Annotated in this window: 23 protein-coding genes; 8 read left to right on the top strand and 15 right to left on the bottom strand. The window is 65.2% G+C overall.

What is annotated here, in order from left to right; translation table 11 throughout:
• Positions 1 to 23: 23 nt before the first annotated feature.
• From NJG22_RS15555 to NJG22_RS15545, 3 genes are all read right to left on the bottom strand, one after another.
• Positions 24 to 449, bottom strand: a complete 426-nt coding sequence (locus NJG22_RS15555; protein ID WP_253095718.1) for a nuclear transport factor 2 family protein — start codon at positions 447 to 449, stop codon at positions 24 to 26.
• A gap of 108 nt (positions 450 to 557) precedes the next feature.
• Entirely contained in the window at positions 558 to 1,199 is a 642-nt protein-coding gene (locus NJG22_RS15550; protein ID WP_253095717.1) for a LysE family translocator, read from the bottom strand.
• Between the two features lie 82 nt (positions 1,200 to 1,281).
• Entirely contained in the window at positions 1,282 to 2,235 is a 954-nt protein-coding gene (locus NJG22_RS15545; RefSeq protein WP_253095716.1) for a threonine dehydratase, read from the bottom strand.
• Positions 2,236 to 2,325: 90 nt separating this feature from the next.
• On the opposite strand from NJG22_RS15545, the gene NJG22_RS15540 reads away from it, so the two are divergent.
• On the top strand, positions 2,326 to 3,669 hold the full coding sequence (locus NJG22_RS15540; RefSeq protein WP_253095715.1) for a PLP-dependent aminotransferase family protein: 1,344 nt from the start codon (positions 2,326 to 2,328) through the stop codon (positions 3,667 to 3,669).
• 44 nt (positions 3,670 to 3,713) lie between these two features.
• Here the strand turns inward: NJG22_RS15540 and NJG22_RS15535 are convergent, their stop codons facing one another.
• Entirely contained in the window at positions 3,714 to 3,971 is a 258-nt protein-coding gene (locus tag NJG22_RS15535; protein WP_217849224.1) for a DUF2790 domain-containing protein, read from the bottom strand.
• 256 nt (positions 3,972 to 4,227) lie between these two features.
• On the opposite strand from NJG22_RS15535, the gene NJG22_RS15530 reads away from it, so the two are divergent.
• Positions 4,228 to 4,668, top strand: a complete 441-nt coding sequence (locus NJG22_RS15530) for a GNAT family N-acetyltransferase (RefSeq protein WP_253095714.1) — start codon at positions 4,228 to 4,230, stop codon at positions 4,666 to 4,668.
• Here the strand turns inward: NJG22_RS15530 and def are convergent.
• The 3 genes from def to NJG22_RS15515 all read right to left on the bottom strand — a co-directional run bounded on the left by def (position 4,623) and on the right by NJG22_RS15515 (position 6,514).
• Entirely contained in the window at positions 4,623 to 5,159 is a 537-nt protein-coding gene (gene def / locus NJG22_RS15525; RefSeq protein ID WP_253095712.1) for a peptide deformylase, read from the bottom strand. The genes NJG22_RS15530 and def overlap by 46 nt on opposite strands.
• Positions 5,159 to 6,115: a YihY/virulence factor BrkB family protein gene (locus tag NJG22_RS15520; RefSeq protein ID WP_253095710.1), complete on the bottom strand. Its 957-nt coding sequence runs from the start codon at positions 6,113 to 6,115 to the stop codon at positions 5,159 to 5,161. The genes def and NJG22_RS15520 overlap by 1 nt, the downstream gene beginning before the upstream one ends.
• A gap of 219 nt (positions 6,116 to 6,334) precedes the next feature.
• Positions 6,335 to 6,514, bottom strand: coding sequence for a CsbD family protein (locus NJG22_RS15515; protein ID WP_023629533.1), 180 nt, complete (start codon positions 6,512 to 6,514; stop codon positions 6,335 to 6,337).
• A gap of 173 nt (positions 6,515 to 6,687) precedes the next feature.
• On the opposite strand from NJG22_RS15515, the gene NJG22_RS15510 reads away from it, so the two are divergent.
• The gene (locus NJG22_RS15510) at positions 6,688 to 7,068 is read left to right on the top strand and encodes a hypothetical protein (RefSeq protein ID WP_134693582.1); all 381 of its coding nucleotides are present in this window, start codon (positions 6,688 to 6,690) and stop codon (positions 7,066 to 7,068) included.
• Here the strand turns inward: NJG22_RS15510 and NJG22_RS15505 are convergent, their stop codons facing one another.
• Positions 7,069 to 7,905, bottom strand: a complete 837-nt coding sequence (locus tag NJG22_RS15505) for a S1-like domain-containing RNA-binding protein (protein WP_253095708.1) — start codon at positions 7,903 to 7,905, stop codon at positions 7,069 to 7,071.
• A 130-nt stretch (positions 7,906 to 8,035) separates the two neighbouring features.
• On the opposite strand from NJG22_RS15505, the gene NJG22_RS15500 reads away from it, so the two are divergent.
• Positions 8,036 to 8,896 (top strand): DUF6279 family lipoprotein, encoded by an 861-nt coding sequence (locus tag NJG22_RS15500; RefSeq protein WP_253095707.1) that lies wholly within the window; start codon positions 8,036 to 8,038, stop codon positions 8,894 to 8,896.
• Positions 8,897 to 8,973: 77 nt separating this feature from the next.
• Here the strand turns inward: NJG22_RS15500 and aceK are convergent, their stop codons facing one another.
• Complete coding sequence (aceK, locus tag NJG22_RS15495; protein ID WP_253095705.1) at positions 8,974 to 10,689, bottom strand: bifunctional isocitrate dehydrogenase kinase/phosphatase; 1,716 nt, start codon at positions 10,687 to 10,689, stop codon at positions 8,974 to 8,976.
• A 161-nt stretch (positions 10,690 to 10,850) separates the two neighbouring features.
• Between aceK and NJG22_RS15490 the strand changes: the two genes are divergently transcribed.
• Positions 10,851 to 11,726 carry a DMT family transporter gene (locus NJG22_RS15490; RefSeq protein ID WP_253095704.1) on the top strand — a complete coding sequence of 292 codons (876 nt, stop codon included), beginning with the start codon at positions 10,851 to 10,853 and terminating at the stop codon, positions 11,724 to 11,726.
• Between the two features lie 37 nt (positions 11,727 to 11,763).
• Here NJG22_RS15490 and NJG22_RS15485 read toward each other — a convergent pair whose 3' ends face one another.
• From NJG22_RS15485 to cysK, 3 genes are all read right to left on the bottom strand, one after another.
• Positions 11,764 to 12,645 carry a DMT family transporter gene (locus NJG22_RS15485; protein ID WP_253095703.1) on the bottom strand — a complete coding sequence of 294 codons (882 nt, stop codon included), beginning with the start codon at positions 12,643 to 12,645 and terminating at the stop codon, positions 11,764 to 11,766.
• Between the two features lie 383 nt (positions 12,646 to 13,028).
• A complete protein-coding gene (locus tag NJG22_RS15480) occupies positions 13,029 to 13,964 on the bottom strand; it encodes an aspartyl/asparaginyl beta-hydroxylase domain-containing protein (RefSeq protein ID WP_217849250.1) in 936 nt (311 codons plus the stop codon).
• Positions 13,965 to 14,113: 149 nt separating this feature from the next.
• Positions 14,114 to 15,088 carry a cysteine synthase A gene (cysK, locus tag NJG22_RS15475; protein ID WP_253095702.1) on the bottom strand — a complete coding sequence of 325 codons (975 nt, stop codon included), beginning with the start codon at positions 15,086 to 15,088 and terminating at the stop codon, positions 14,114 to 14,116.
• Positions 15,089 to 15,220: 132 nt separating this feature from the next.
• Here cysK and NJG22_RS15470 point away from each other — a divergent pair, with 132 nt between their 5' ends.
• From NJG22_RS15470 to NJG22_RS15460, 3 genes are all read left to right on the top strand, one after another.
• On the top strand, positions 15,221 to 16,294 hold the full coding sequence (locus NJG22_RS15470) for a DUF748 domain-containing protein (RefSeq protein WP_253095701.1): 1,074 nt from the start codon (positions 15,221 to 15,223) through the stop codon (positions 16,292 to 16,294).
• 191 nt (positions 16,295 to 16,485) lie between these two features.
• A complete protein-coding gene (locus tag NJG22_RS15465) occupies positions 16,486 to 17,331 on the top strand; it encodes a MoxR family ATPase (protein WP_152953989.1) in 846 nt (281 codons plus the stop codon).
• 13 nt (positions 17,332 to 17,344) lie between these two features.
• Positions 17,345 to 18,523: a VWA domain-containing protein gene (locus NJG22_RS15460; RefSeq protein WP_253095700.1), complete on the top strand. Its 1,179-nt coding sequence runs from the start codon at positions 17,345 to 17,347 to the stop codon at positions 18,521 to 18,523.
• A 111-nt stretch (positions 18,524 to 18,634) separates the two neighbouring features.
• On the opposite strand, the gene NJG22_RS15455 is transcribed toward NJG22_RS15460, so the two are convergent.
• The 3 genes from NJG22_RS15455 to NJG22_RS15445 are packed head-to-tail and all read right to left on the bottom strand — an operon-like array spanning position 18,635 to position 21,032.
• A complete protein-coding gene (locus NJG22_RS15455; protein WP_253095699.1) occupies positions 18,635 to 19,573 on the bottom strand; it encodes a biotin-dependent carboxyltransferase family protein in 939 nt (312 codons plus the stop codon).
• Complete coding sequence (pxpB, locus tag NJG22_RS15450; protein WP_253095698.1) at positions 19,570 to 20,256, bottom strand: 5-oxoprolinase subunit PxpB; 687 nt, start codon at positions 20,254 to 20,256, stop codon at positions 19,570 to 19,572. Before pxpB ends, NJG22_RS15455 begins: the two co-directional genes overlap by 4 nt.
• Positions 20,253 to 21,032, bottom strand: coding sequence for a 5-oxoprolinase subunit PxpA (locus NJG22_RS15445; protein WP_253095696.1), 780 nt, complete (start codon positions 21,030 to 21,032; stop codon positions 20,253 to 20,255). The genes pxpB and NJG22_RS15445 overlap by 4 nt, the downstream gene beginning before the upstream one ends.
• Between the last annotated feature and the right edge of the window lie 5 nt (positions 21,033 to 21,037).

Genomic DNA, 21,037 nt, shown 5'->3' with positions numbered 1-21,037 from the left:
TGGGTAATAGGCGATGGGCGGTATCAAGGCTTGAGGTTGAACAGGGCCTTCTGGGTTTGCATGTCGATCGGCGCCGACCAGTGTTCGTGGATCACCTGCCATTGCCCGCCGCTACGCCGGTAGCCAACGGTGGCACGCATGAAACCGCACTGGCTTTCATCGTCGGCCGGGCCACAGCGGTTGAGCCAGTGGGCCAGGCCCAGGTCGCCGTCGGCGTGCACGGTCAACTCGGCCAGTTCGAACACCATCGGCCCGGTACAGTAGCCCATGCACATTTCCCAATGCGCGCGGTAGGCGGCCTTGCCTTTGAACTGCAGGGCCTGGATGGCATCGAAGGCCAGGATGTCGTCGGCGTAGGGTTGGACGATGCGCTCGATGTCACGCTCGCGCACGGCCTGCATCCAGTGCTCGATCAGTTGGCGGATCTCGGTTTGAGCTGCAGCATTCATCGGTGGTTTCTCCAGTGTTTGCCCGCATGGCGCCGAACACATTTCGGCGCCTTCAACACTGGTCGAACGAGCACGTCGCGAATCGACAACAGGCTCGAAAAAACAGCCTCAGGCAGGCACGGCCAGGATGAACTCGCGATAACCCGACAAAATCACATACCCGGCGAAATAGCAGAAAATCGCCGCCGACAGCAGGTAGCACCAGGTCAGCAGGCGATCGCCCAGCAGGCGCCCGCCATGGCTGGCGATGCCACACAGCGAGGCGCACCAGAACAGGCCCGCGGCGAAGAAACCGCCGAGGAACAAGCCGGCATCCAGCGCACTGCCCGCGCCGGAGCGGGAAATCAGCACGCCGCCCACCGCGGCGAACCAGAGGATCGCGCTGGGCGATGACATGGCCAGGAAGATCCCGCGCAGGAACTCGCGCCAGCCCGACTCGACCACCACCTGACCTTGCGACGCCAGGTGGCCGCCGCGCCATGCCGCCAGCAGCATTTTCACCGCGAACCACAGCAGCAGCGCCGAACCACCCAGCCATAACGTCCAGCGCACGCTGTCGAACTGCAGCAGCACGGTCATGCCGGCCAACGCCGCCAGGGCGTAGATCAGGTCGCCGACGCAGGTCCCCAGCCCCAACCAGAAGCCTTGCAGGAAGCCGCGTTGCATGGCCAGGGTAATCATGGCGATGTTGGCAATGCCGATGTCCAGGCACAGGGACAGGCTGAGAAGAAAACCGTTGGAAAAGGGCATGGTAGGCTCGGCCGCAAGCGAAACTCCGGATTGAACCCGAATCTGGCCTGGCGGTACAGGGCGAACATTCACGCAGGGTTGTTCACCCCGCCAGCACCTGCGCATAGCGCTGGCGATCGACATTGGCCCCGCTGAGCACCACCGCCACACGCTTGCCGGCCTGGCGCTCACGCTCCTGCAACAACGCAGCCAGGCCCGCCGCACCTGCGCCCTCGGCAGTGTTGTGGGTGGTTTCGTGGTACAGACGCATGGCCTCGGCGATCTCGCGATCAGCTACCCGCACGATCCGCGCTGCGTGTTCGCGCACCAGGGCAAACGCCTGCGGTTGCGGCACCCGACAGGCCATGCCGTCGGCGAAGGTATCGGCGCTGGCGGTGGTGACGATGCGACCCTGCTCGAAGCTACGGGCATAGGCATCGGCGGCGCTGGAGACCACCCCGACGATTTCGGTGGACAGCCCCAGCAGGTTGCGCGCCTGGATCAGCCCGCAGATGCCCGAGCCCATGCCGATCGGCACGTACACGCAATCCAGTTCGGCCACCGCCTCGAACAGCTCCAGGGCATAGGTGGCCACCCCGCGCACCAGCTCGGGGTGGAACGACGGCACCATCGCATAGCCGCGCGCCTCAGCCAGGCGCGCGGCCTCCTCACGGGCCACGTCGAAGTCCACGCCATGCTCCACCAGCTCGGCACCCAGGGCGCGCATGGCGGCGTTCTTCTCCCGCGAGTTGCCTTCAGGCACCACGATCACCAGCGGCAAACCAGCCTGGCGCGCCGCCAGGGCCATGCTCTGGCCGTGATTGCCCCGGGTGGCGGTGACCAACCCGCGCGGCACCTGGCCGCTGGCCAGCAGCGAGCGCACATAGACCAGCCCGCCGCGCACCTTGAAGGCACCGGTAGGGGCATGGTTCTCGTGCTTGACCCACACCTCGCAGCCCACCCGCTCGGCCAGCAACGGCCAGGCGTGCTGTGGGGTCGGCGGGACATGCTGGTGAACGAAGGCGGCGGCTTCGCGCAGGGCGGGCAGGTCGAACATGGCGGGCGTCCTTATCGGCAGTGGGTTGAACCGATGCTAAGGGCCGGGCATTGTATGGGTCCAAACTTATATTGCATGGGCGACAATTTCGTGTGGCTTCCCACCCTGGCGGACAACGAACAACCGCGCTACCTGGCGCTGGTCGAGGCCATCGCCGCCGCTATCGAGCACGGTGAGCTGAAAATTGGCGAGCGCCTGCCGCCACAGCGGCGCCTGGCCTGGGCCCTGGGCCTGAACCCAAGTACCACGCAGCAGGCCTACCGCGAGGCTGCCGCGCGGCACCTGGTCGCCGGCGAGGTAGGGCGCGGCACCTATGTGCTGGCGGGGAGCAAGGAGGCGACGCTGTTTCGGCTCAAGCAACCTGACCGTCAACAGCAGGTGATAGACCTGTCGACCAATGTGCCGGTGGCCGACCCGCACAATCATGACCTGGCGCACAGCTTGCGCGACCTGCTCGAACAGGGGCAAAGCGCCCTGCTCGACCACTACCTGGGGCCAGAGCAACTGCTGCTGGGGCGGATCCACGGGGCTCGCTGGCTGGCCAACCGCGGCCTGGCGCTTGCCCCCGAGCAGGTGCTGCTGTGCGGTGGCGCCCAACAGGCCCTGATCCTGGTGTTGCAGTCGCTGTGCCAGGCGGGCGAGCCGGTGCTGGTCGAAGCGCTGACCGCACCGGGCATCAAGGCGGCCTGTCGCCAATTGCGCCTGCCGGTGCATGGCGTGGCCCTCGACGGCCAGGGCCTGCGCCCGGACGAGCTGGACCGGGTCGCCCGCGCCAGCGGCGCGCGGGTGCTGGTGACCACACCGACCCTGCACAACCCGACCGCGGCCTGCATGAATGAGGCCCGGCGCCAGGCGCTGGCGCACGTCGCCAAGCGCCACCAACTGTTGGTGATCGAAGATGACGTCTACGGCGCCTTGACCGACCAGCCGCCGCTCTACCCCTTGCTCGACGGCCGCGGCGTGCTGATCAGCAGCTTGTCCAAGACCGTGGCCGCCGGCCTGCGCCTGGGGTGGATCGCCGCCCGGCCAGAGCTGCTGGAGCAGGTCGACCCCCACGCCCAGGCCACCCACTGGTCGCTGTCGCCGCTGAACCTGCACATCGCCTGCCAGTGGATCGCCGACGGCACCGCTGCCCGGCGCCTGGCCTGGCAGCGGCAAGCGCTGGGCGAACGTTGGCGCCTGGCGCGGACAATCCTGGGGGACGCGCTAATGGCCGATGGCGTAGCCTCGCCCCATGCCTGGCTGGCCACGCCAACAGAGGCCGAGACACTGGTTGCGCGCTGCCGCGCCCAAGGAGTGGAGATCGTCCCGGCCAGCGTGTTCGCGGTAGGCACCGACAACGTGCCGGCGGTACGGGTCAGCCTGTCGGCGGCGCGCAGCCGGGCCCAACTGAAACAAGGCCTGGAGCTGATACGTTGGCAACTGTCGCTGTAGGCGCCGGCCTTGTCGACGAACACCGACATCCACGGCAGGGGGCCTCAGTTCAGCCGGCAACCCTCGCCCATGGCGCGGTATTGCAGGGTGTGCACCTGGCCCTGATGGTCCTCGTAGGTCATGGTGGCAGGCACCACGTCGCACACGTTGGGGATGGTCGACAAGCTGATGACGCGCTTGATGTCGAGGTTGGTGGAGTAGTCGTATTGTTCGACCGCAGGTTGGCTGGAGGCGGTCTTGACCTCATCGGCGAGGGCGAACGAGGACATACCGACCAATGCAAGAATCAGTAGGGCTTTCATGGGTGTTGACCTTGATGGCTATCAAGCTGATCGCGTGACTTCTGAAGCCGTCAATGGCGCGGAGAAGTTGTCATCGACTGCGAAGATGACACGAAGTACCGATCCCGCTTTATCGTACTGCTGGGGGGATGTGGGAAATTTTACTCCCAGGCCGGAATAGTTGAACCCCGAACCAGGACAATCACCCTTGCCGCATTTGCAACAATCTGCGACAAAGCACGGCCCGTCCGCACTCGCCCCTTTTTACTGAAGCACCATGAATATCAGCCGCCTTCCCCCACTCCAGCGCCGCCTGCTGGATCACTTCTACCGCCAGCATGGCTCACGCATGCGCGCGGCCGGCGAAGGCGAGCAGTGGGTAGCGCGCGCCAGTGAAATCATTGCTGGGGTGAACCTGACCCCTGTCACCGGCGGCCAGTGGCTGACCGCCCTGTTCGTCGCACCGCAATGGCGGGGCCAACACGTGGCCACGCGCCTGCTCAACACTGCGCTGAGGGATGCACCCGGCGCCACCTGGCTGTTCTGCCACCCAGACTTGGGGCGCTTTTACCAGAACCTGGCCTTCACGCCCGCCATCGACCTACCCCAAGCCCTGGCCGCGCGCCTGGCCCGCTACCAGCGCAGCAAGCCGCTGATGGCGATGGTCCGCGGTCAGTCGTCGGCCACCTCGAGCCCAGGGAACAGCACCTCGGTGTAGCCGAACTTGCTGAAGTCCTGGATGCGCGAGGGGTACAGGCGGCCAATCAGGTGGTCGCACTCATGCTGCACCACCCGCGCGTGGAAACCGTCGGCGAAGCGGTTGATCGGGTTGCCCTCGGGGTCGATACCCGAATAGCTGATGTGCTTGTAGCGCGGCACCACGCCGCGCAGGCCTGGCACCGACAAACAGCCCTCCCAGCCGTCCTCGACCTCCATGGCCAACGGCGTGATCACCGGGTTGAGGAGGATGGTCCGCGGCACCGGCTCGGCGTCCGGATAGCGCTCGCTGCGCTCGAAGCCGAAGATCACCAGTTGCAGGTCGATGCCCACCTGCGGCGCGGCCAGGCCGACACCGCCGACATGGGCCATGGTCTCGAACATGTCGTCGATCAGTTGCTGCAGTTCGGCGCTGCCGAGCAGGTGTTCAGGTACCGGTGGGGCAATGCGCAGCAGGCGTTCATCGCCCATCTTGAGAATGTCGCGGATCATCAGGTGTTCGGCTCGCGGGTCTGGGGTTCGGGGGGTACCGGGTGCTCATGGCCGAGCACGGAAATGCTTTGCTGCGGGTTGTCCTCGTTGAAGTCCTTTTCGCCAGGGTCCTTGCCCTCGGCCGACATATGCTCGATCACCGCGTTCATCTCCGCGCCCAGCAGCAACACGGCGGCGGAAATATAGAAGTACAGCAGCAGCACGATGATCGCGCCGATACTGCCATACATGGCGTTGTAGTCGGCAAAGGTCTTCACGTAGTAGGCAAAGCCCAGCGAGGCGACGATCCACACCACCACCGCCAGCACCGAGCCTGGGGTGATGAAGCGAAATTTCTGTTTCACATCGGGCATCACGTAATAGATCAATGCCACGGCCACCATCATCAGGATGATGATCGCCGGCCAGCGCAGGATGGTCCAGACCACCACCACCGCTTCCTCCAGCCCGACCTGGGAGGCGATCCACTCCATGACTTGCGGGCCCAGCACCATCAGCGCGGCGGCGGCCAGCAACATGCCGGCGATGCCCACGGTGTAGATGATCGACAGCGGGAAGCGCTTCCACACCGGGCGGCCCTCCGGCACATCGTAGGCGGCGTTCATCGCGCTCATCATCAGGCGCACGCCGGCCGAGGCGGTCCACAGGGCAATGACGATACCCACCGAGAGCAAGCCGCCCTTGGATTGCTGCAACTGGTCGATCACCGGGTTGACCTGCTCCAGGGCCTGGGGCGGCAGCACCAGCTCCGATTGCAGACGCAACCAGGAGAAAAAGTCCGGCAGGTGCAGAAAACCGATCAGGGCGATCAGGAACAGCAGGAAGGGGAACAGCGAGAACAGCATCTGGTAGGCCAGCGCGGAGGCATAGGTGGACATCTCGTCATCGAGGAACTCCTTGACGGTACGCACCAGCACGCGATGCAGAGGCAGGCCGCGCAGGTCGGGAAAAATCATAGCGTCTCCTTTCGCCGCTTGATCTCGGAGGGTCGGCCAAGGCCATAGGCAGGCCCGGCAGTGCAGACAAGTCTAATAGACCGTGCCGCAACTGTGACGGCTCAATGGCAAATGCAGGAAAACGGCTACCCGAAGTAGAAGCCAGCCTTGCTGGCGAACAGCCCGCGTACGAGTCCGTTCCCCAGCAAGGCTGGCGCCTACAGTTGCGTCAGGCAGGCATCACGGCTTCTTCACGGCATCCTTGACCTTGCCCACCGCCTGTTGTGCTTCGCCCTTGAGCTCCTGGGCCTTGCCTTCGGCGCGCAGCTTGTCGTTGTCGGTGACCTTGCCGACGCCCTGCTTGATGTTGCCCACGGCCTCGTTGGCCAGGCCCTTCGCTTTGTCCTTGGTGCCGCTCATGGGATATCTCCTTGAAGGAAAGACACGGAAAATCGTGTCGACATCAGATCGACCCATGCCGCCTCGCCAGAGTTTCAATTTGTCGAGCGGGACGACACGAGCGCGGGCTTGCCCCGCGCTGGGCCCCGCCGCACAATGGCAGGCCAATCTAGCGTCAACCCGCAGGAACCTGCATGAAACTCGACAAGCCCACCGCCATCGCACGGCGCAACGAAGCGCTGACCCGGCCGGTGCTCAACCGCGACAACACCCTGTTCGCCATCCTCGACCCCAAGCGCAACCTGTGGTGGTTCGAAGTGCCGGTGGCCCTGCTGCGCAAGGGCCAGCCCGACTGGGTCAACCTGCTGCTGCATACCCCGCAAACCGACGAACTGCAGCACCTGAAGGTGCCCACCAACTTCCTGCGCGCTCACCAGGAGCAAATGGAAGTGCGCAACCCCGGCAAGCGCCGCTCGACCATCAGCCTGGCCTTGAGCGCCGACCGCGACTCGCGGCTGCGCGACACCCGCCCGGGTGGCGAACAGCTGGATTTCAGCACCTTCGTACAGGCCTGATCAGGCCCGCTCGATGCGATCGTCATGGATGACGATCCGGCCCTGCTTGAACAGCGCGCCGATGGCCTTCTTGAAGTTGCCCTTGCTGACGTTGAACATCTGGCTGATCAGCGCCGGGTCGCTCTTGTCGCACACCGGCAGCACGCCACCGGCCGCCTCCAGGCGCTGCATGATCTGCTCGTGCAGGCTGTCGGCCAACGCCTGGCCCACCGGTTGCAGGCTCAGGGCGATCTTGCCGTCGCGGCGTACTTCCTTGATGAAGCCCTTCTCGTGCATCCCCGAACGCAGGAACTTGAACACTTCGTTCTTGTGGATCAGGCCCCAATGGCGGTTGTTGATGATCGCCTTGAAGCCCATGGGCGTCTCGCCGGCCACCAGCAGCTCCACCGGCTGGCCGACCTGGTAGTCGACCGGGGCGAGGTCCAGGTAGCGATCCAGCTTGGCGGTGGCGGTGAGGCGCCGGGTGCGCTTGTCCAGGTAGGCGTGCACCACGCAGTAGTCGCCGATCTTCAATGGCCGGGACTCTTCCGAGTACGGCATCAGCAAATCCTTGGACAGCCCCCAGTCGAGGAAGATGCCGGCGCCGTTTATGTCCTTGACCTTGAGGCTGGCGAACTCGCCCACCTGCATCTTCGGCTTCTCGGTGGTGGCGATCAGCTGGTCTTCGCTGTCGAGGTAGATGAACACGTTGAGCCAGTCATCCAGCTCCAGCTCGGCGTCCTTGGGGAAGTAACGCCGCGGCAGGAGGATTTCGCCGTCGGCGCCGCCGTCCAGGTACAGGCCGAACTCCACGTGTTTCACGATTTGCAAACTGTTGTAACGCCCAAGCAGAGCCATTTCCGAAGATCCTCAAGACAAGGCGGCTATTCTAACACCTGACCCGCCCGGCCGCCCGAACGCACATTCGCCGGAACCGCCGAGCCCGCCCTTGCGTCTACCGCCTGGCCAGCCCTGCAAGGATTTGCGCATGCCACACAGACCGACCCACGCCCTGCTGCTGATCCTCGGCATCACCCTGGCCCTGGCCGCCTGCAGCCGCATCGACCTGGCCTACCGCAACCTCGACCGCCTGGTACCCTGGTCGCTGGACGACTACCTGGACATGAACCGCGAGCAGAAGCGCCTGCTCGACGAACGGCTCAAGGCGCACCTGGCCTGGCACTGCAAGACCCAGTTGCCGGGCTACCTCGACTGGCTCGACCGGGTGCGGCTGATGGTGGCCAGCGACACGGTCACCGACGATGCCCTGCGCCAGCGCACGACCGAGGCTCGCCAGGCCATCGGTCGGGTCGCCGAGCAGATCACCCCGTCAGCCACCGAGCTGCTGCGCGGCATGAGCGACGAGCAAGTGAGCGAGATGCGCCGGGCGTTCCGCGAGGACATCGAGCAACGGCAAAAGGCCTATGTCGACACGCCCCTGCCCGAGCAGGTCGAGAACCGCGCCAAGCGCATGCAGAAACGCCTCGAGCCGTGGCTGGGCGAACTGAGCGCCGAACAGCGCCTGCGGGTGATGAGCTGGTCGCAGGCGCTGGGCGACCAGAACCGCCAATGGATCGCCAACAGGGCCCATTGGCAGCAGCAACTGGTGCTGGTGATGGACCAGCGCGCCACGCCCAGCTTCGAGCCCCGGCTGGCGCAGTTGCTGCAACGCAAGGAAAGCCTGTGGACGCCCGAGTATCGCCTGGCGTTCCAGAACACCGAGCGCCAGGCGCGCAGCCTGCTGGTGGATCTGCTCAAGCAGAGCAGCCCGGCGCAGCGGCAGTTCCTGCAACAGCGGCTGGGCAAGGTGCGTGCGGACTTCAGCGAACTCAAGTGCCTGAAGGGGTGATGCCTTGCGCTGGATACCACCGGCTGCGCCGGTATCGCTCCCACGCGCCCTCGCTCACCGGGGCCTGCGGCGCCTGATCAACGGCCTTTGCGCCGATACGGGAACACATCGATCACCTTCCCCGCGCGAATCGCCTCCTGCAGCCCCTTCCAGTAATCGGCATCGTACAGCTCGCCATGCAGGCGGCTGAATAGCTGGCGCTGGCCGCTATCGGCGAACAGGAACGGCGGAAACTCCTCGGGGAACACGTCATGCGGCCCGATCGAATACCACGGCTCGCCGGACATCTCGTCCTCCGGATAGCGCGGCGGCGGGATATGCCGGAAATTGACCTCGGTGAGGAAGCTGATCTCGTCATAGTCGTAGAACACCACGCGGCCATGGCGGGTGACACCGAAGTTCTTCAACAGCATGTCGCCGGGGAAGATATTCGCCGCCGCCAATTGCTTGATCGCCAGCCCATAGTCTTCCAGCGCTTCCAGCACCTGGGCCTCGCTGGCCTGTTCGAGGTACAGGTTGAGCGGGGTCATGCGCCGTTCGGTCCAGCAGTGGCGGATCAACACGCTGTCGCCTTCCAGGGCCACAGTGGACGGCGCGACCTCCAGCAATTCGGCCAGGCAATCGGGGTCGAACTTGCCGCGCGGAAAGCGAAAATCGGCGAACTCCTGGGTATCGGCCATGCGCCCGACACGGTCGACGCTTTTCACCAGGCGGTACTTCTCGATCACCGTGGCGCGGTCGACGGTCTTCGACGGCGAGAAGCGGTCCTTGATGATCTTGAACACCGTGTTGAAGCCCGGCAGGGTGAATACGCTCATGACCATGCCGCGCACGCCCGGGGCCATGACGAAGCGGTCGTCGCTGCTGGCCAGGTGGTTGATCAGCGCCCGGTAGAACTCCGACTTGCCATGCTTGTAGAAACCGATGGAGGTATACAGCTCGGCAATGTGCTTGCCCGGCAGCATGCGCTTGAGAAAGTTGACGAACTCGGCCGGTACTGGCACATCGACCATGAAGTAGGACCGGGTGAACGAGAAGATGATCGACACCTGCGCTTCGTCGGTGATCAAGGTGTCGGCCTCGATGCCATCGCCTTCACGGTGCAGCAGCGGGATCACCAGCGGCCATTGCTCGTCGGGGGTGTACAGGCGGCCGACCAGGTAGGCGCCCTTGTTGCGGTACAGCACCGACGTGAACAGCTCCACCCTCAGCGTCGGGTCCTTGCAGACCCAGTCGGGCAGACAGTCGCGCAGTTGCTCCTCGAGCCGCGCCAGGTCGCCCTGCAGGTCCGCGTAGGGCACGCTGAACGCATAATCGGCGAAGATCGCCCGCAACAGCCCCTGCAGCCCACCCTCGAGGGCGTAGGTGCGGGTCTGCGCCGCACGCTCGTGGCCGCGCATGGAGGGGCGGGTGGTGTGGATGAACATGCAGCCATCGCTGATCAGGTCATGGCTGAACAGGCTGCAGAACAGCGAGTTGTACCAGGTTTCCGACAGTTCATCGTCCAGGCGCGGGTCGATCAGGCGAATGTAGGCGCTCTTGACCAGCGGCCATTGCTCGACATCCAGCAGCACCTGCGCCTCGAAGGCCTGGCGCAGCCGGTCGCGCGCCTCGGCGACCTGCTCCTCGTAGAGGTTGATGCGCGCCGCCGCCGCCTGCTGGATGTCCTGCCAGCGCGCCCGTTCGAAACGCTCGCGGGCGCCCAGGGTGATACGGCGAAAGTGCTCGCGGTAATCGTCGAAGCCATCGAGGATCATCCGGGCGATAGCAGTGGCGGGCCAGGGTGGGGTCATGCGCGTGCCTCTGTGCATTGGTCACCGCAACAGCTTAGCCGGGCCAGGCACAATCGTTCGTGGGTAATCTTGCGCACAGCCCGTCACACAGCAAGAAAGCACAAGAATCGCCCGGTTCCCTGACGTACACTCGCGCCCCTGCCCCCCGCCGGAGACCCCCCGTGAGCCCCATCGCCCTCGCCCGCCTGCTGACCCTTGCCGCTGTCTGGGGCGCCAGCTTCCTGTTCATGCGCATCATCGCCCCCGAGCTGGGCACGGTGCCGACCGCGTTCTTTCGCGTGTCGATCGCCTGCCTGGGGCTGATCGCCATCCTCGCCGCCGCCCGCGTGCGCTGGGACTTCGACGGCAAGCTGGGGGCCTGCCTGCTGCTGGGCATGATCAACTCGGGGATCCCAGCCACCTTCTACTCGGTGGCGGCGCAGGTGCTGCCGGCCGGCTACTCGGCGATCTTCAACGCCACCACGCCACTGATGGGGGTCTTGATCGGTGCCTTGTGCTTCCGCGAGGCGATGACCCTGCCCAAGCTCTGCGGGATCTTCCTCGGGCTGTTCGGCGTCGGCATTCTCAGCGGCGCCGGGCCGGTGGCGCTGGACATGGCCCTGGTGCAAGGCGCCCTGGCGTGCCTGGCGGCCACCACCTGCTATGGCTTCGCCGGTTTCCTGGCGAGGCGCTGGGTCGCTACCCTGGACAGCCGCCTGTCGGCACTGGGCAGCATGCTGGGGGCCACGTTGCTGCTCAGCCCGTTGTTCGCCTGGAGCGCCTTGAACCAACCGCCGGCCAGCTGGGGCGGCTGGCAGGTATGGCTGTCGCTGCTCGGGCTCGGGCTGCTGTGCACCGCGTTCGCCTACATCCTGTACTTCCGCCTGCTCAACGAGATCGGGCCGGTCAAGGCCAGCACCGTGACCTTCCTGATTCCGGTGTTTGGCGTGCTGTGGGGGGCGTGGCTGCTGGATGAGCCACTGTCGATGGCCCACGTGTATGGCGGGGTGTTGATCGGCGCGGCGCTATGGCTGGTGCTGCGCCCGGCACGGTCGTGACGTGGGCGCGGGCTTGCCCCGCGCCCACCGATTCATCTCAAGCCTCAGCCGCGCGCAACGCCGGCTTGCGGAAGACGAACAGCAACCCGACCACGATCAACCCCATTCCCAGCAGGCTCAGTGGCGCCAGGCGGTTGCCGAAGATGAGAAAGTCCATCACCGCGGTCACCGCCGGCACCAGGTAGAACAGGCTGGTGACATTGACCAGGTTGCCCCGGGCGATCAACCGGTACAGCAGCAACGTGGCCAGCAACGAGACCACCAGCCCCATCCACAGCAGGGCGCCGACGAAGCTGGCGTGCCACTGGACATGCAGCGGCTGGAACGGCGCGAACAGCGCGCACAGGGCAAAACCTGCGATGTACTGCAGCGGCAAGGTGCCCATGGGGTTGTCGGTGATACGCTTTTGCAGGATCGAGCCACAGGTCATGCTGGCCAGCGCCAGCAGGGCGAACAGCATCCCGGCCAGGGACACCCCGCCCAGGTTGATGCCCTGATAGACCACCATCACCAGGCCGCCCAGCCCAAGCCCCAGGCCGAACAGCCGGCTCCACGAGCGTTGGCGCTCCATCAGCGCCACGGTGAGGATGGGTTGCACGCCCATGACCGTGGCCATGACCCCCGGCGTGACATGGGTGTTGAGCGCCAGCAGGTAGAAGATCTGGTAGGCGCCGAGCAGCACGCACCCGGTCCCCAGGGCGCGCAGGATGCCGGCGCGGCTGCGCGGCCAGCGCAGCCCCAGCAAGGGGCCGATCAACAGCAGGCCGGCCAGGGCCAGGGCCGAGCGCAGCAGCAGGAAAGCGAAGGGGCTGGCCTGGGCCAGGCCGAGCTTGGAGACGATCGCCCCGCTGCTCCACAGCAGGACGAACAGGCTGGTGGTGGCCGCCGAGGCCACGGATGCTTTGGAAAAGACTGACATGTGTTGCCACCTGTATGGGCAAGTAAAGCCGTACGGGCGGATCTATCGCCTGACGCAGGGATAGCCGACCGTGTTCAGTGAGTTGCGCGTGCGGTGGGGAGGCGGCCAGCGGCCGATCAGCCCAGCACCACGACTGCGCGAGGAGGCGGAGCTACGCCGCCTACCACGCCACTGACAGGTGGTGGATAGTGACTGATCATGGCCGGCTGCTGGCTGCCACGCACGACAACGCCCGCGACAGGCGCGAGAACGTCAGCAGTGGTGGAGGGGATGGCAGGCATGAACAGGTCTTCTGGAAGGAAAGTGCTTGGGAATATAGCGGGGGAATCCTCATGGGGCAAGCCCACTCCCACAGGGGAGCGGGTTTGCCCCATGAGGACGACTCAGAACAACCAGCGATACAGGGCGTAGGCCACCACCACCGCCAGCACGGGCCGCAGGATGCGGTAGGCCTTGGGGTTGGCGCGCTTGAACCGCTTGACCCGGGTGCTGATGACATTGCTGAAGCGCTTGCTCCAGGCATAGGCCTGGTTGATCCCGCCGACGCGCTCGTCATCGGTGTTCTGTGGCGCGGTGGCACGGCCGAGGAAGGCACTGACCTTACGGTTGATGCGGGTCATCAGCGGGCTGTTGAGCGGCCGCTCGACGTCGCAGAACAGGATCACCCGGGTAACCTCGGTTTCGTTCTTGACCCAGTGCACGAAGGTCTCGTCGAACATCACGTCCTCGCCGTCACGCCAGGCGTACGGCTGGCCGTCGACGTAGATGCGGCAGTTGTCCGAGTTCGGCGTCGACAGCCCCAGGTGGTAGCGCAGGGAGCCGGCGAACGGGTCGCGGTGCGGGTTGAGATGGCTGCCGCCGGGCAGCAAGGCGAACATCGCGCCCTTGACGTTGGGGATGGCGCTGACCAGTTCGACGGTCTTGGGGCAGAGCATCTCGGCCGACGGCAGCGGCTTGTCGTACCACTTCAGGTAGAAGCGCTTCCAGCCCTTCTTGAAGAACGAGCCGAAGCCGGCGTCGTTGTCTTTTTCCGCCGCGCGGATGTAGCCCTCGTCGAACAGGCGCATGGCCTCTTCGCGAATCACTTGCCAGTTGTCCTTGAGCACATCCAGTTCAGGGAAGCGCTGGCGATCCAGGTAGGGCTTGGAAGGCACGCCGGAGAACAGGTACATCAGGCTGTTATAGGGGGCGAACAGCGCCGAATGGTTGACGAACTGGCGCAGTACCGGCAGGCGTGCCTTGCCGCGCAGGTGCACGAACAGCACGCTGCCGAAGAACACCAGCAGGACACCCGCCTTGGCGACGAAGGAAAAGGTCATGCAACACTCCTTGGAGGGGAAATCAGGCCATCCCCAGATAGCCGGACATCATAAACCCATCAGGAGCAGCTGCAAGCCACAAGCTGCAACCGGCAAGCTCAAGCTGATCCGCGTCAATGCGGCCGCGCCTGCAACTTGCCGCTTGTTGCTTACTGCTGATTCTCCTGCTCGCTGAACATATCGCTGAACAGCATGCTCGACAGGTAGCGCTCGCCCGAGTCCGGCAGGATCACCACGATGGTCTTGCCCTGCATCTGCGGCTTCTCGGCCAGGCGCACCGCCGCCGCCATCGCCGCGCCGCAGGAAATACCACAGAGGATGCCCTCCTCCTGCATCAGGCGGATGGCCATGGCCTTGGACTCTTCATCGGTCACCGTCTCGACCTGGTCGACCATGGCCAGGTCGAGGTTCTTCGGCACGAAACCAGCACCGATGCCCTGGATCTTGTGCGGGCTGGGCTTGAGCTCCTCGCCGGCCAGGGTCTGGCTGATCAGCGGCGAGCTGACCGGCTCGACCGCCACCGACAGGATCGACTTGCCCTGGGTGTGCTTGATGTAGCGCGACACACCGGTGATGGTGCCGCCGGTGCCAACGCCGGCCACCAGCACATCCACCGCGCCGTCGGTGTCGTTCCAGATCTCCGGGCCGGTGGTCTTCTCGTGGATGGCCGGGTTGGCCGGATTGTCGAACTGGCCCGGCAGGAAGTACTGCACAGGATTGGAGGCGACGATTTCGTTGGCCTTCTCGATTGCGCCCTTCATGCCCTTGGCCGGTTCCGTGAGCACCAGCTCCGCGCCCAGGGCCTTGAGCACCTTGCGTCGCTCCAGGCTCATGGACGCCGGCATGGTCAGGATCAGCTTGTAGCCGCGGGCGGCGGCGACGAAGGCCAGGCCGATGCCGGTGTTGCCCGAGGTCGGTTCGACGATGGTCATGCCCGGCTTGAGCTTGCCGCTGCCTTCGGCGTCCCAGACCATGTTCGCGCCGATCCGGCATTTCACCGAGTAACCCGGGTTGCGCCCCTCGATCTTGGCCAGGATGGTCACCCCACGCGGGGCGATGCGGTTGATCTGCACCAGCGGCGTGTTGCCGATGGAATGGGCGTTGTCTGCGTAGATGCGGCTCATGGCAGGGGTCCTTGAACATGAGGAAGCAGGGGGAAACCATGAGGGTAAGCCCGCAGCGGGGGAGCGTAAAGCCCGTTCGAACTCGCCGAAGCGGCGTGCGGTCAACCTAACAAGTCACTGCGGAGAACCCCGATGAAAGCGCGTTATCGCTGGCCGCTTGGCGGCCTGGCCGGCCTGCTCGTGCTGCTGGTGGCCCTGCACCTGGCCCTGCCCTACCTGGTGCGCGATTACCTCAACGACAAGCTGGCCGACATGGGCGACTACCGCGGCCAGGTTAGCGATGTGGACCTGGCCTGGTGGCGCGGCGCCTACCAAATCAACGGTATGAAAATCGTCAAGGTAAGCGGCAAGGTGCCGGTGCCGCTGCTCGACGCGCCGCTGATCGACCTGTCGGTCAGCTGGCATGCGCTATGGCACGACCGCGCCGTGGTCGCCGAGGTGACGTTCGTGCGCCCGCAGCTCAACTTCGTCGACGGCGGCAACAAGCAGAACTCGCAGACCGGCCAGGGCACCGACTGGCGCCAGCAACTGGAAAAACTGCTGCCGATCACCCTCAACGATCTTCGTATCGAGCAAGGCACCCTCACCTTCCGCAATTTCAACTCCAAGCCACCGGTCGACCTCAAGGCCACGCAACTGGAGGCCAGCATCCGCAACCTGACCAACGTGCGCGACCAACAGGGCCGGCGCGACGCGCGCTTCGACGGCACCGCGTTGCTGCTGGGCAATGCCAAGGTAGAGAGCCGCGCCACCTTCGACCCCTTCAGTGACTTCGACGACTTCGAATTCCGCCTGCGCGCCACCGGCATCGAGCTGCGTCGGCTCAACGATTTCGCCAGCGCCTACGGCAAGTTCGACTTCAACGCCGGGCATGGCGACCTGGTGATAGAGGCCGAGGCCGAGAACGGCCGGCTCAAGGGCTATATCAAGCCACTGCTGCGCGATGTCGACGTGTTCAACTGGCAACAGGATGTGCAAGACCAGGACAAGGGCTTCTTGCGCTCGATCTGGGAGGCCGTGGTGGGCGCCAGCGAAACCGTCCTGAAAAACCAGCCAAAGAACCAGTTCGCCACCCGCGTGGCGCTCAGCGGCAGCGTGCACCAGCAAGACATCAGCGCGTTTTCGGCGTTCCTGCAAATCCTGCGCAATGGCTTCATCCAGGCCTTCAACGCACGCTACGAACAGCCACCGCCCAATGCCGACTGAGCCCAGGGTGACGGACCATTCAGGGACTGAATACCCGGTCTGCGTTTTCACGCGTCGGGCGTGGCGTTATAGTCGCTGGCACATCAATAAACAGGTATTGCCTGGGCCGGCCCTATCGCCGGCAAGCCGGCTCCTACAGGGAGCGGGTCTGCCCGCAATGACGCCAGCCAGCTACCCCAGAGGATCGGTTCATGAAGTTCGAAGGCACCCGCGACTACGTCGCCACAGACGACCTGAAGCTGGCGGTCAACGCGGCCATCACCCTGGAGCGTCCGCTGCTGGTTAAAGGCGAACCGGGCACCGGCAAGACCATGCTCGCCGAGCAACTGGCCGCCTCCTTCGGCGCGCGCCTGATCACCTGGCACATCAAGTCCACCACCAAGGCCCACCAGGGCCTGTACGAGTACGACGCGGTCAGCCGCCTGCGCGACTCGCAACTGGGCGTGGACAAGGTCCACGACGTGCGCAACTACCTGAAGAAAGGCAAGCTGTGGGAGGCCTTCGAGGCCGACGAGCGGGTGATCCTGCTGATCGACGAGATCGACAAGGCCGACATCGAGTTCCCCAACGACCTGCTGCAGGAACTCGACAAGATGGAGTTCTACGTCTACGAGATCGACGAGACCATCAAGGCCAAGCAGCGGCCGATCATCATCATCACCTCCAACAACGAAAAAGAGCTGCCCGACGCCTTCCTGCGCCGCTGCTTCTTCCACTACATCGCCTTCCCCGACCGCGGCACCTTGCAGCAGATCGTCGACGTGCACTACCCGAACATCAGCCAGTCGCTGGTCAGCGAGGCGCTGGACGTGTTCTTCGACGTGCGCAAGGTGCCGGGCCTGAAGAAAAAACCCTCCACCTCCGAGCTGGTCGACTGGCTCAAGCTGCTGATGGCCGACAATATCGGCGAGGCGGTGCTGCGCGAGCGCGACCCGACCAAGGCCATCCCGCCTCTGGCCGGCGCCCTGGTGAAGAACGAGCAGGACGTGCAACTGCTCGAGCGCCTGGCCTTCATGAGCCGGCGCGGCAACCGCTGACAGGAGCCGGGCCATGCTGCTCAACCTGTTCAATGAAATGCGCGCGGCCAAGGTGCCGGTGTCGGTCCGCGAGCTGCTCGACCTGCACCATGCCCTGCAAAAGGGCGTGGTGTTCGCCGACATGGACGCCTTCTACTACCTGGCCCGCGCCATCCTGGTGAAGGACGAACGGCACTTCGACAAGTTCGACCGGGCGTTCGCCGCCTACTTCAAGGGCCTGGAAAACCTCGACCGGCATCTCGAGGCGTTGATCCCCGACGAATGGCTGCGCAAGGAGTTCGAACGCTCGCTGAGCGACGAGGAGCGCGCGCAGATCCAGTCCCTGGGCGGGCTGGACAAGCTGATAGAGGAATTCAAGAAGCGCCTCGAAGAGCAGAAGGAGCGCCACGCCGGCGGCAACAAGTGGATCGGCACCGGCGGCACCAGCCCGTTCGGCTCGGGTGGTTTCAACCCCGAGGGCATTCGCGTCGGCGAGGCCGGCAAGCGCCAGGGCAAGGCGGTAAAGGTGTGGGACCTGCGCGAGTACAAGAACCTCGACGACAAGGTCGAGCTGGGCACGCGCAACATCAAGCTGGCCCTGCGCCGGCTGCGCAAGTTCGCCCGCGAGGGCGCCGCCGAAGAGCTGGACATCGACGGCACCATCGACCACACCGCCCGTGACGCCGGCCTGCTGAACATCCAGATGCGCCCCGAGCGGCGCAACACGGTGAAGCTGCTGTTGCTGTTCGACATCGGCGGCTCGATGGACGCCCACGTCAAGGTCTGCGAGGAGCTGTTCTCGGCCTGCAAGACCGAGTTCAAGCACCTGGAGTACTACTACTTCCACAACTTCGTCTACGAGTCGGTGTGGAAGAACAACCTGCGCCGCACCTCGGAGCGCTTCTCCACCTTCGACCTGCTGCACAAGTACGGCGACGACTACAAGGTGGTGTTCGTCGGCGACGCGGCCATGGCGCCCTACGAGATCACCCAGCCGGGCGGCAGCGTCGAGCACTGGAACGAAGAAGCCGGGTACGTGTGGATGCAGCGCTTCATGGAGAAGTTCAGGAAGATCATCTGGATCAATCCCTACCCCAAGCAGGCCTGGGACTACACCGCCTCGACCCACCTGGTGCGGGACCTGATCGAGGACAAGATGTACCCGCTGACCTTGCAAGGGTTGGAGGATGGGATGCGTTACCTGTCCAAGTAGCTAATGCCCTGGGGCCGCTCTGCGGCCCTTTCGCGCTCCTACAGGAAATCGCGTTCTCTCTGTAGGAGCGGCCTTGTGTCGCGAAAGGGCTGCAGAGCAGCCCCAAAATTCTCAAAGCCAACGCCGACCAAAGGCCTGCTGCTCCCGCCAGGCCTCATCCTGCACCACCGCCCTGAACCGCACCACCGCCCCCGGCATGCACTGCGCCAGTTGCGCCAGCGCCAACGGTGTAAGCGCCCCCAACCGTGGATAACCGCCAATGGTCTGCCGGTCATTGAGCAGGACGATCGGCTGCCCGTCCGGCGGCACCTGAACAGCGCCGAGCGGGATCCCTTCTGAGATCATCGGTGCGCCCTGATAGACCAGTTGCGGCCCGAGCAGGCGAATACCCATGCGGTCGGCACGGCTATCCAGCGTCCAGTCACGGTTAAACGCCTCGAACAGGCTGGTGCCACTGAAATCGCCGATCTGCGCGCCCATCACCAGGTCCAGCACAGGTTTGTCCGCATACACCGGCCGCAACGCTTCAGGCACGTGGGAGCGGCGGTTCAGCGCCCCGACTTGCCCCACGATGGCTTCAGCAGCATGCAGCAGCTCCCCTTTGATCAACGCCCGGCCCTGGCCGTCAACCCCGCCCAGCGCTTCCCGAACCACCGTGGCACAACTCCCCAGTACCGACTTGCCCACGAACCCACCCGGCACCGCCAGATAAGCACGTACCCCTTGGCGAGGCTGACGCAGCGTCAGCTGCTGGCCCTTGCCGAGGTTGAAGCGGGTCCAGGACGCCACGGCCTGCCCGTCGAGCTGCGCATCCAGGTCGGCCCCGGCCAGCGCCATCACGCAGTCCTGCTCGGCAACCACGTTGAAGCCGCCAAGGGCAATCTCCACCACGGCGCTGTCCAGGGCATTGCCCAGCAGCCAGTTGGCCCAGCGCATGGCCACCCAGTCCAGCGCGCCGCCCTGGGTCACCCCCAGATGCCGCACACCAAAGCGCCCACCATCCTGCAACTGGCACAGCGCAGTGCTGGCCTCGATCCTCAACTGGCTCATGCCTGGGCCTCCAGCGGGCTGTCATCACCGCCCAGGTTGATGAATTCGGCATGCCCGACCGCCACGAAGCGCACCCGGTCACCGGGCTGCAGAAGACTATGGTCGCGCTCGAACAGGCGCAGCGGGGTACGGCCAATCAGGTTCCAGCCCCCGGGCGAAACAGCCGGGTACGCTGCGGTCTGGCGTTCGGCGATGCCGACACTGCCCGCCGCCACGCGCTTGCGCGGGGTACTCAGGCGCGGCGTGGCCAGGCGTTCGTCGACCAAGCCCATGAAGCCGAAGCCGGGCGCGAAGCCCAGGGCGAACACCGGGTAGTCACGGCTACCGTGCAGGGCAATCACCTCGTCCTCGCTCAGCCCGCTGCGCGCCGCCAGCAGCGGCAACTCGGGCCCGACGCTGGGGTGGTACCACACCGGTATCTGGTGCCGGCGCCCGCCACTGCCGGCATCCGGCTGCAGCCCTTGCAGCGCATGCTGGATGCGCTGGCGCGCCTCGCCCGGTGCCAGGTCGAACTGCACCAGCAGCGTGGTATAGGACGGCACCAGGTCGATCAACTGTTGGCCGAAAGCCTCGCGCAAGCGTTGGCTGGCGGCAAGGATCCACGGCATGTTGGCTTCATCGATGGCATCGAACAGCCGCACCATCAGGCTGTCGATGGCCACCACTTCGATACGTGGGGTCATGCTTGCTCCAGCGCGTCCAGGGCCTGGCGGATCTGCCGCACGGCCGCCACCGAGCCGTCGTTGTCGCCATGCACGCACAAGGTGCTGGCATGCAGCTGTACTTCACTGCCATCGTCGGCCAGCAGTACCTCGCCCTTGGCCAAGCGCAGGGCTTGCTCGACCACCAGCGCCGGGTCGTGATGCACGGCATTGGCCAGGCGCCGCGACATCAGGTGGCCGCTGGCGGTATAGCCGCGGTCGGCGAAGGCCTCGAACCACAGCGGCACACCGACCGCGTCGCCCAGGGCCTGGGCGGCGCGGTCGTCGGCGGTGGCCATGAGCATCAGCGGCAGGCCGCTGTCGAACGCCGCCACGGCCTCGAGCACGGTACGCAGGATGTCCGGGTTGGCCATCATGTCGTTGTACAGCGCACCATGTGGCTTGACGTAGGCGACCCGACCACCCAGCACCTTGCAGATGCCATCCAGCGCGCCGATCTGGTAGTGCAGCAGGTCGCGAATCTCCTCGCTGCTGCACGCCATGGAACGACGGCCGAAACCGGCCAGGTCCGGGTAGGCCGGATGCGCGCCGATCGCCACCCGGTGCTCCAGCGCCAGGGCCACGGTACGGCGCATGGTGCCGGGGTCGCCGGCGTGGTAGCCGCAGGCGATGTTGGCGCAGTCGATGAAGGGCATGACCTTGGCATCCTGGCCCATGCGCCAGTTACCGAAGCTCTCGCCCATGTCGCAGTTGAGCAGCAGGCGTTTCACTTCGCGCACTCCTGTTTCGATGTTCATCCAGC

The organism is Pseudomonas sp. VA159-2, assembly GCF_024126635.1.
Taxonomy (GTDB): Bacteria; Pseudomonadota; Gammaproteobacteria; order Pseudomonadales; family Pseudomonadaceae; genus Aquipseudomonas; species Aquipseudomonas muyukensis.
This window is presented reverse-complemented; position numbering and strand designations above follow the sequence as displayed.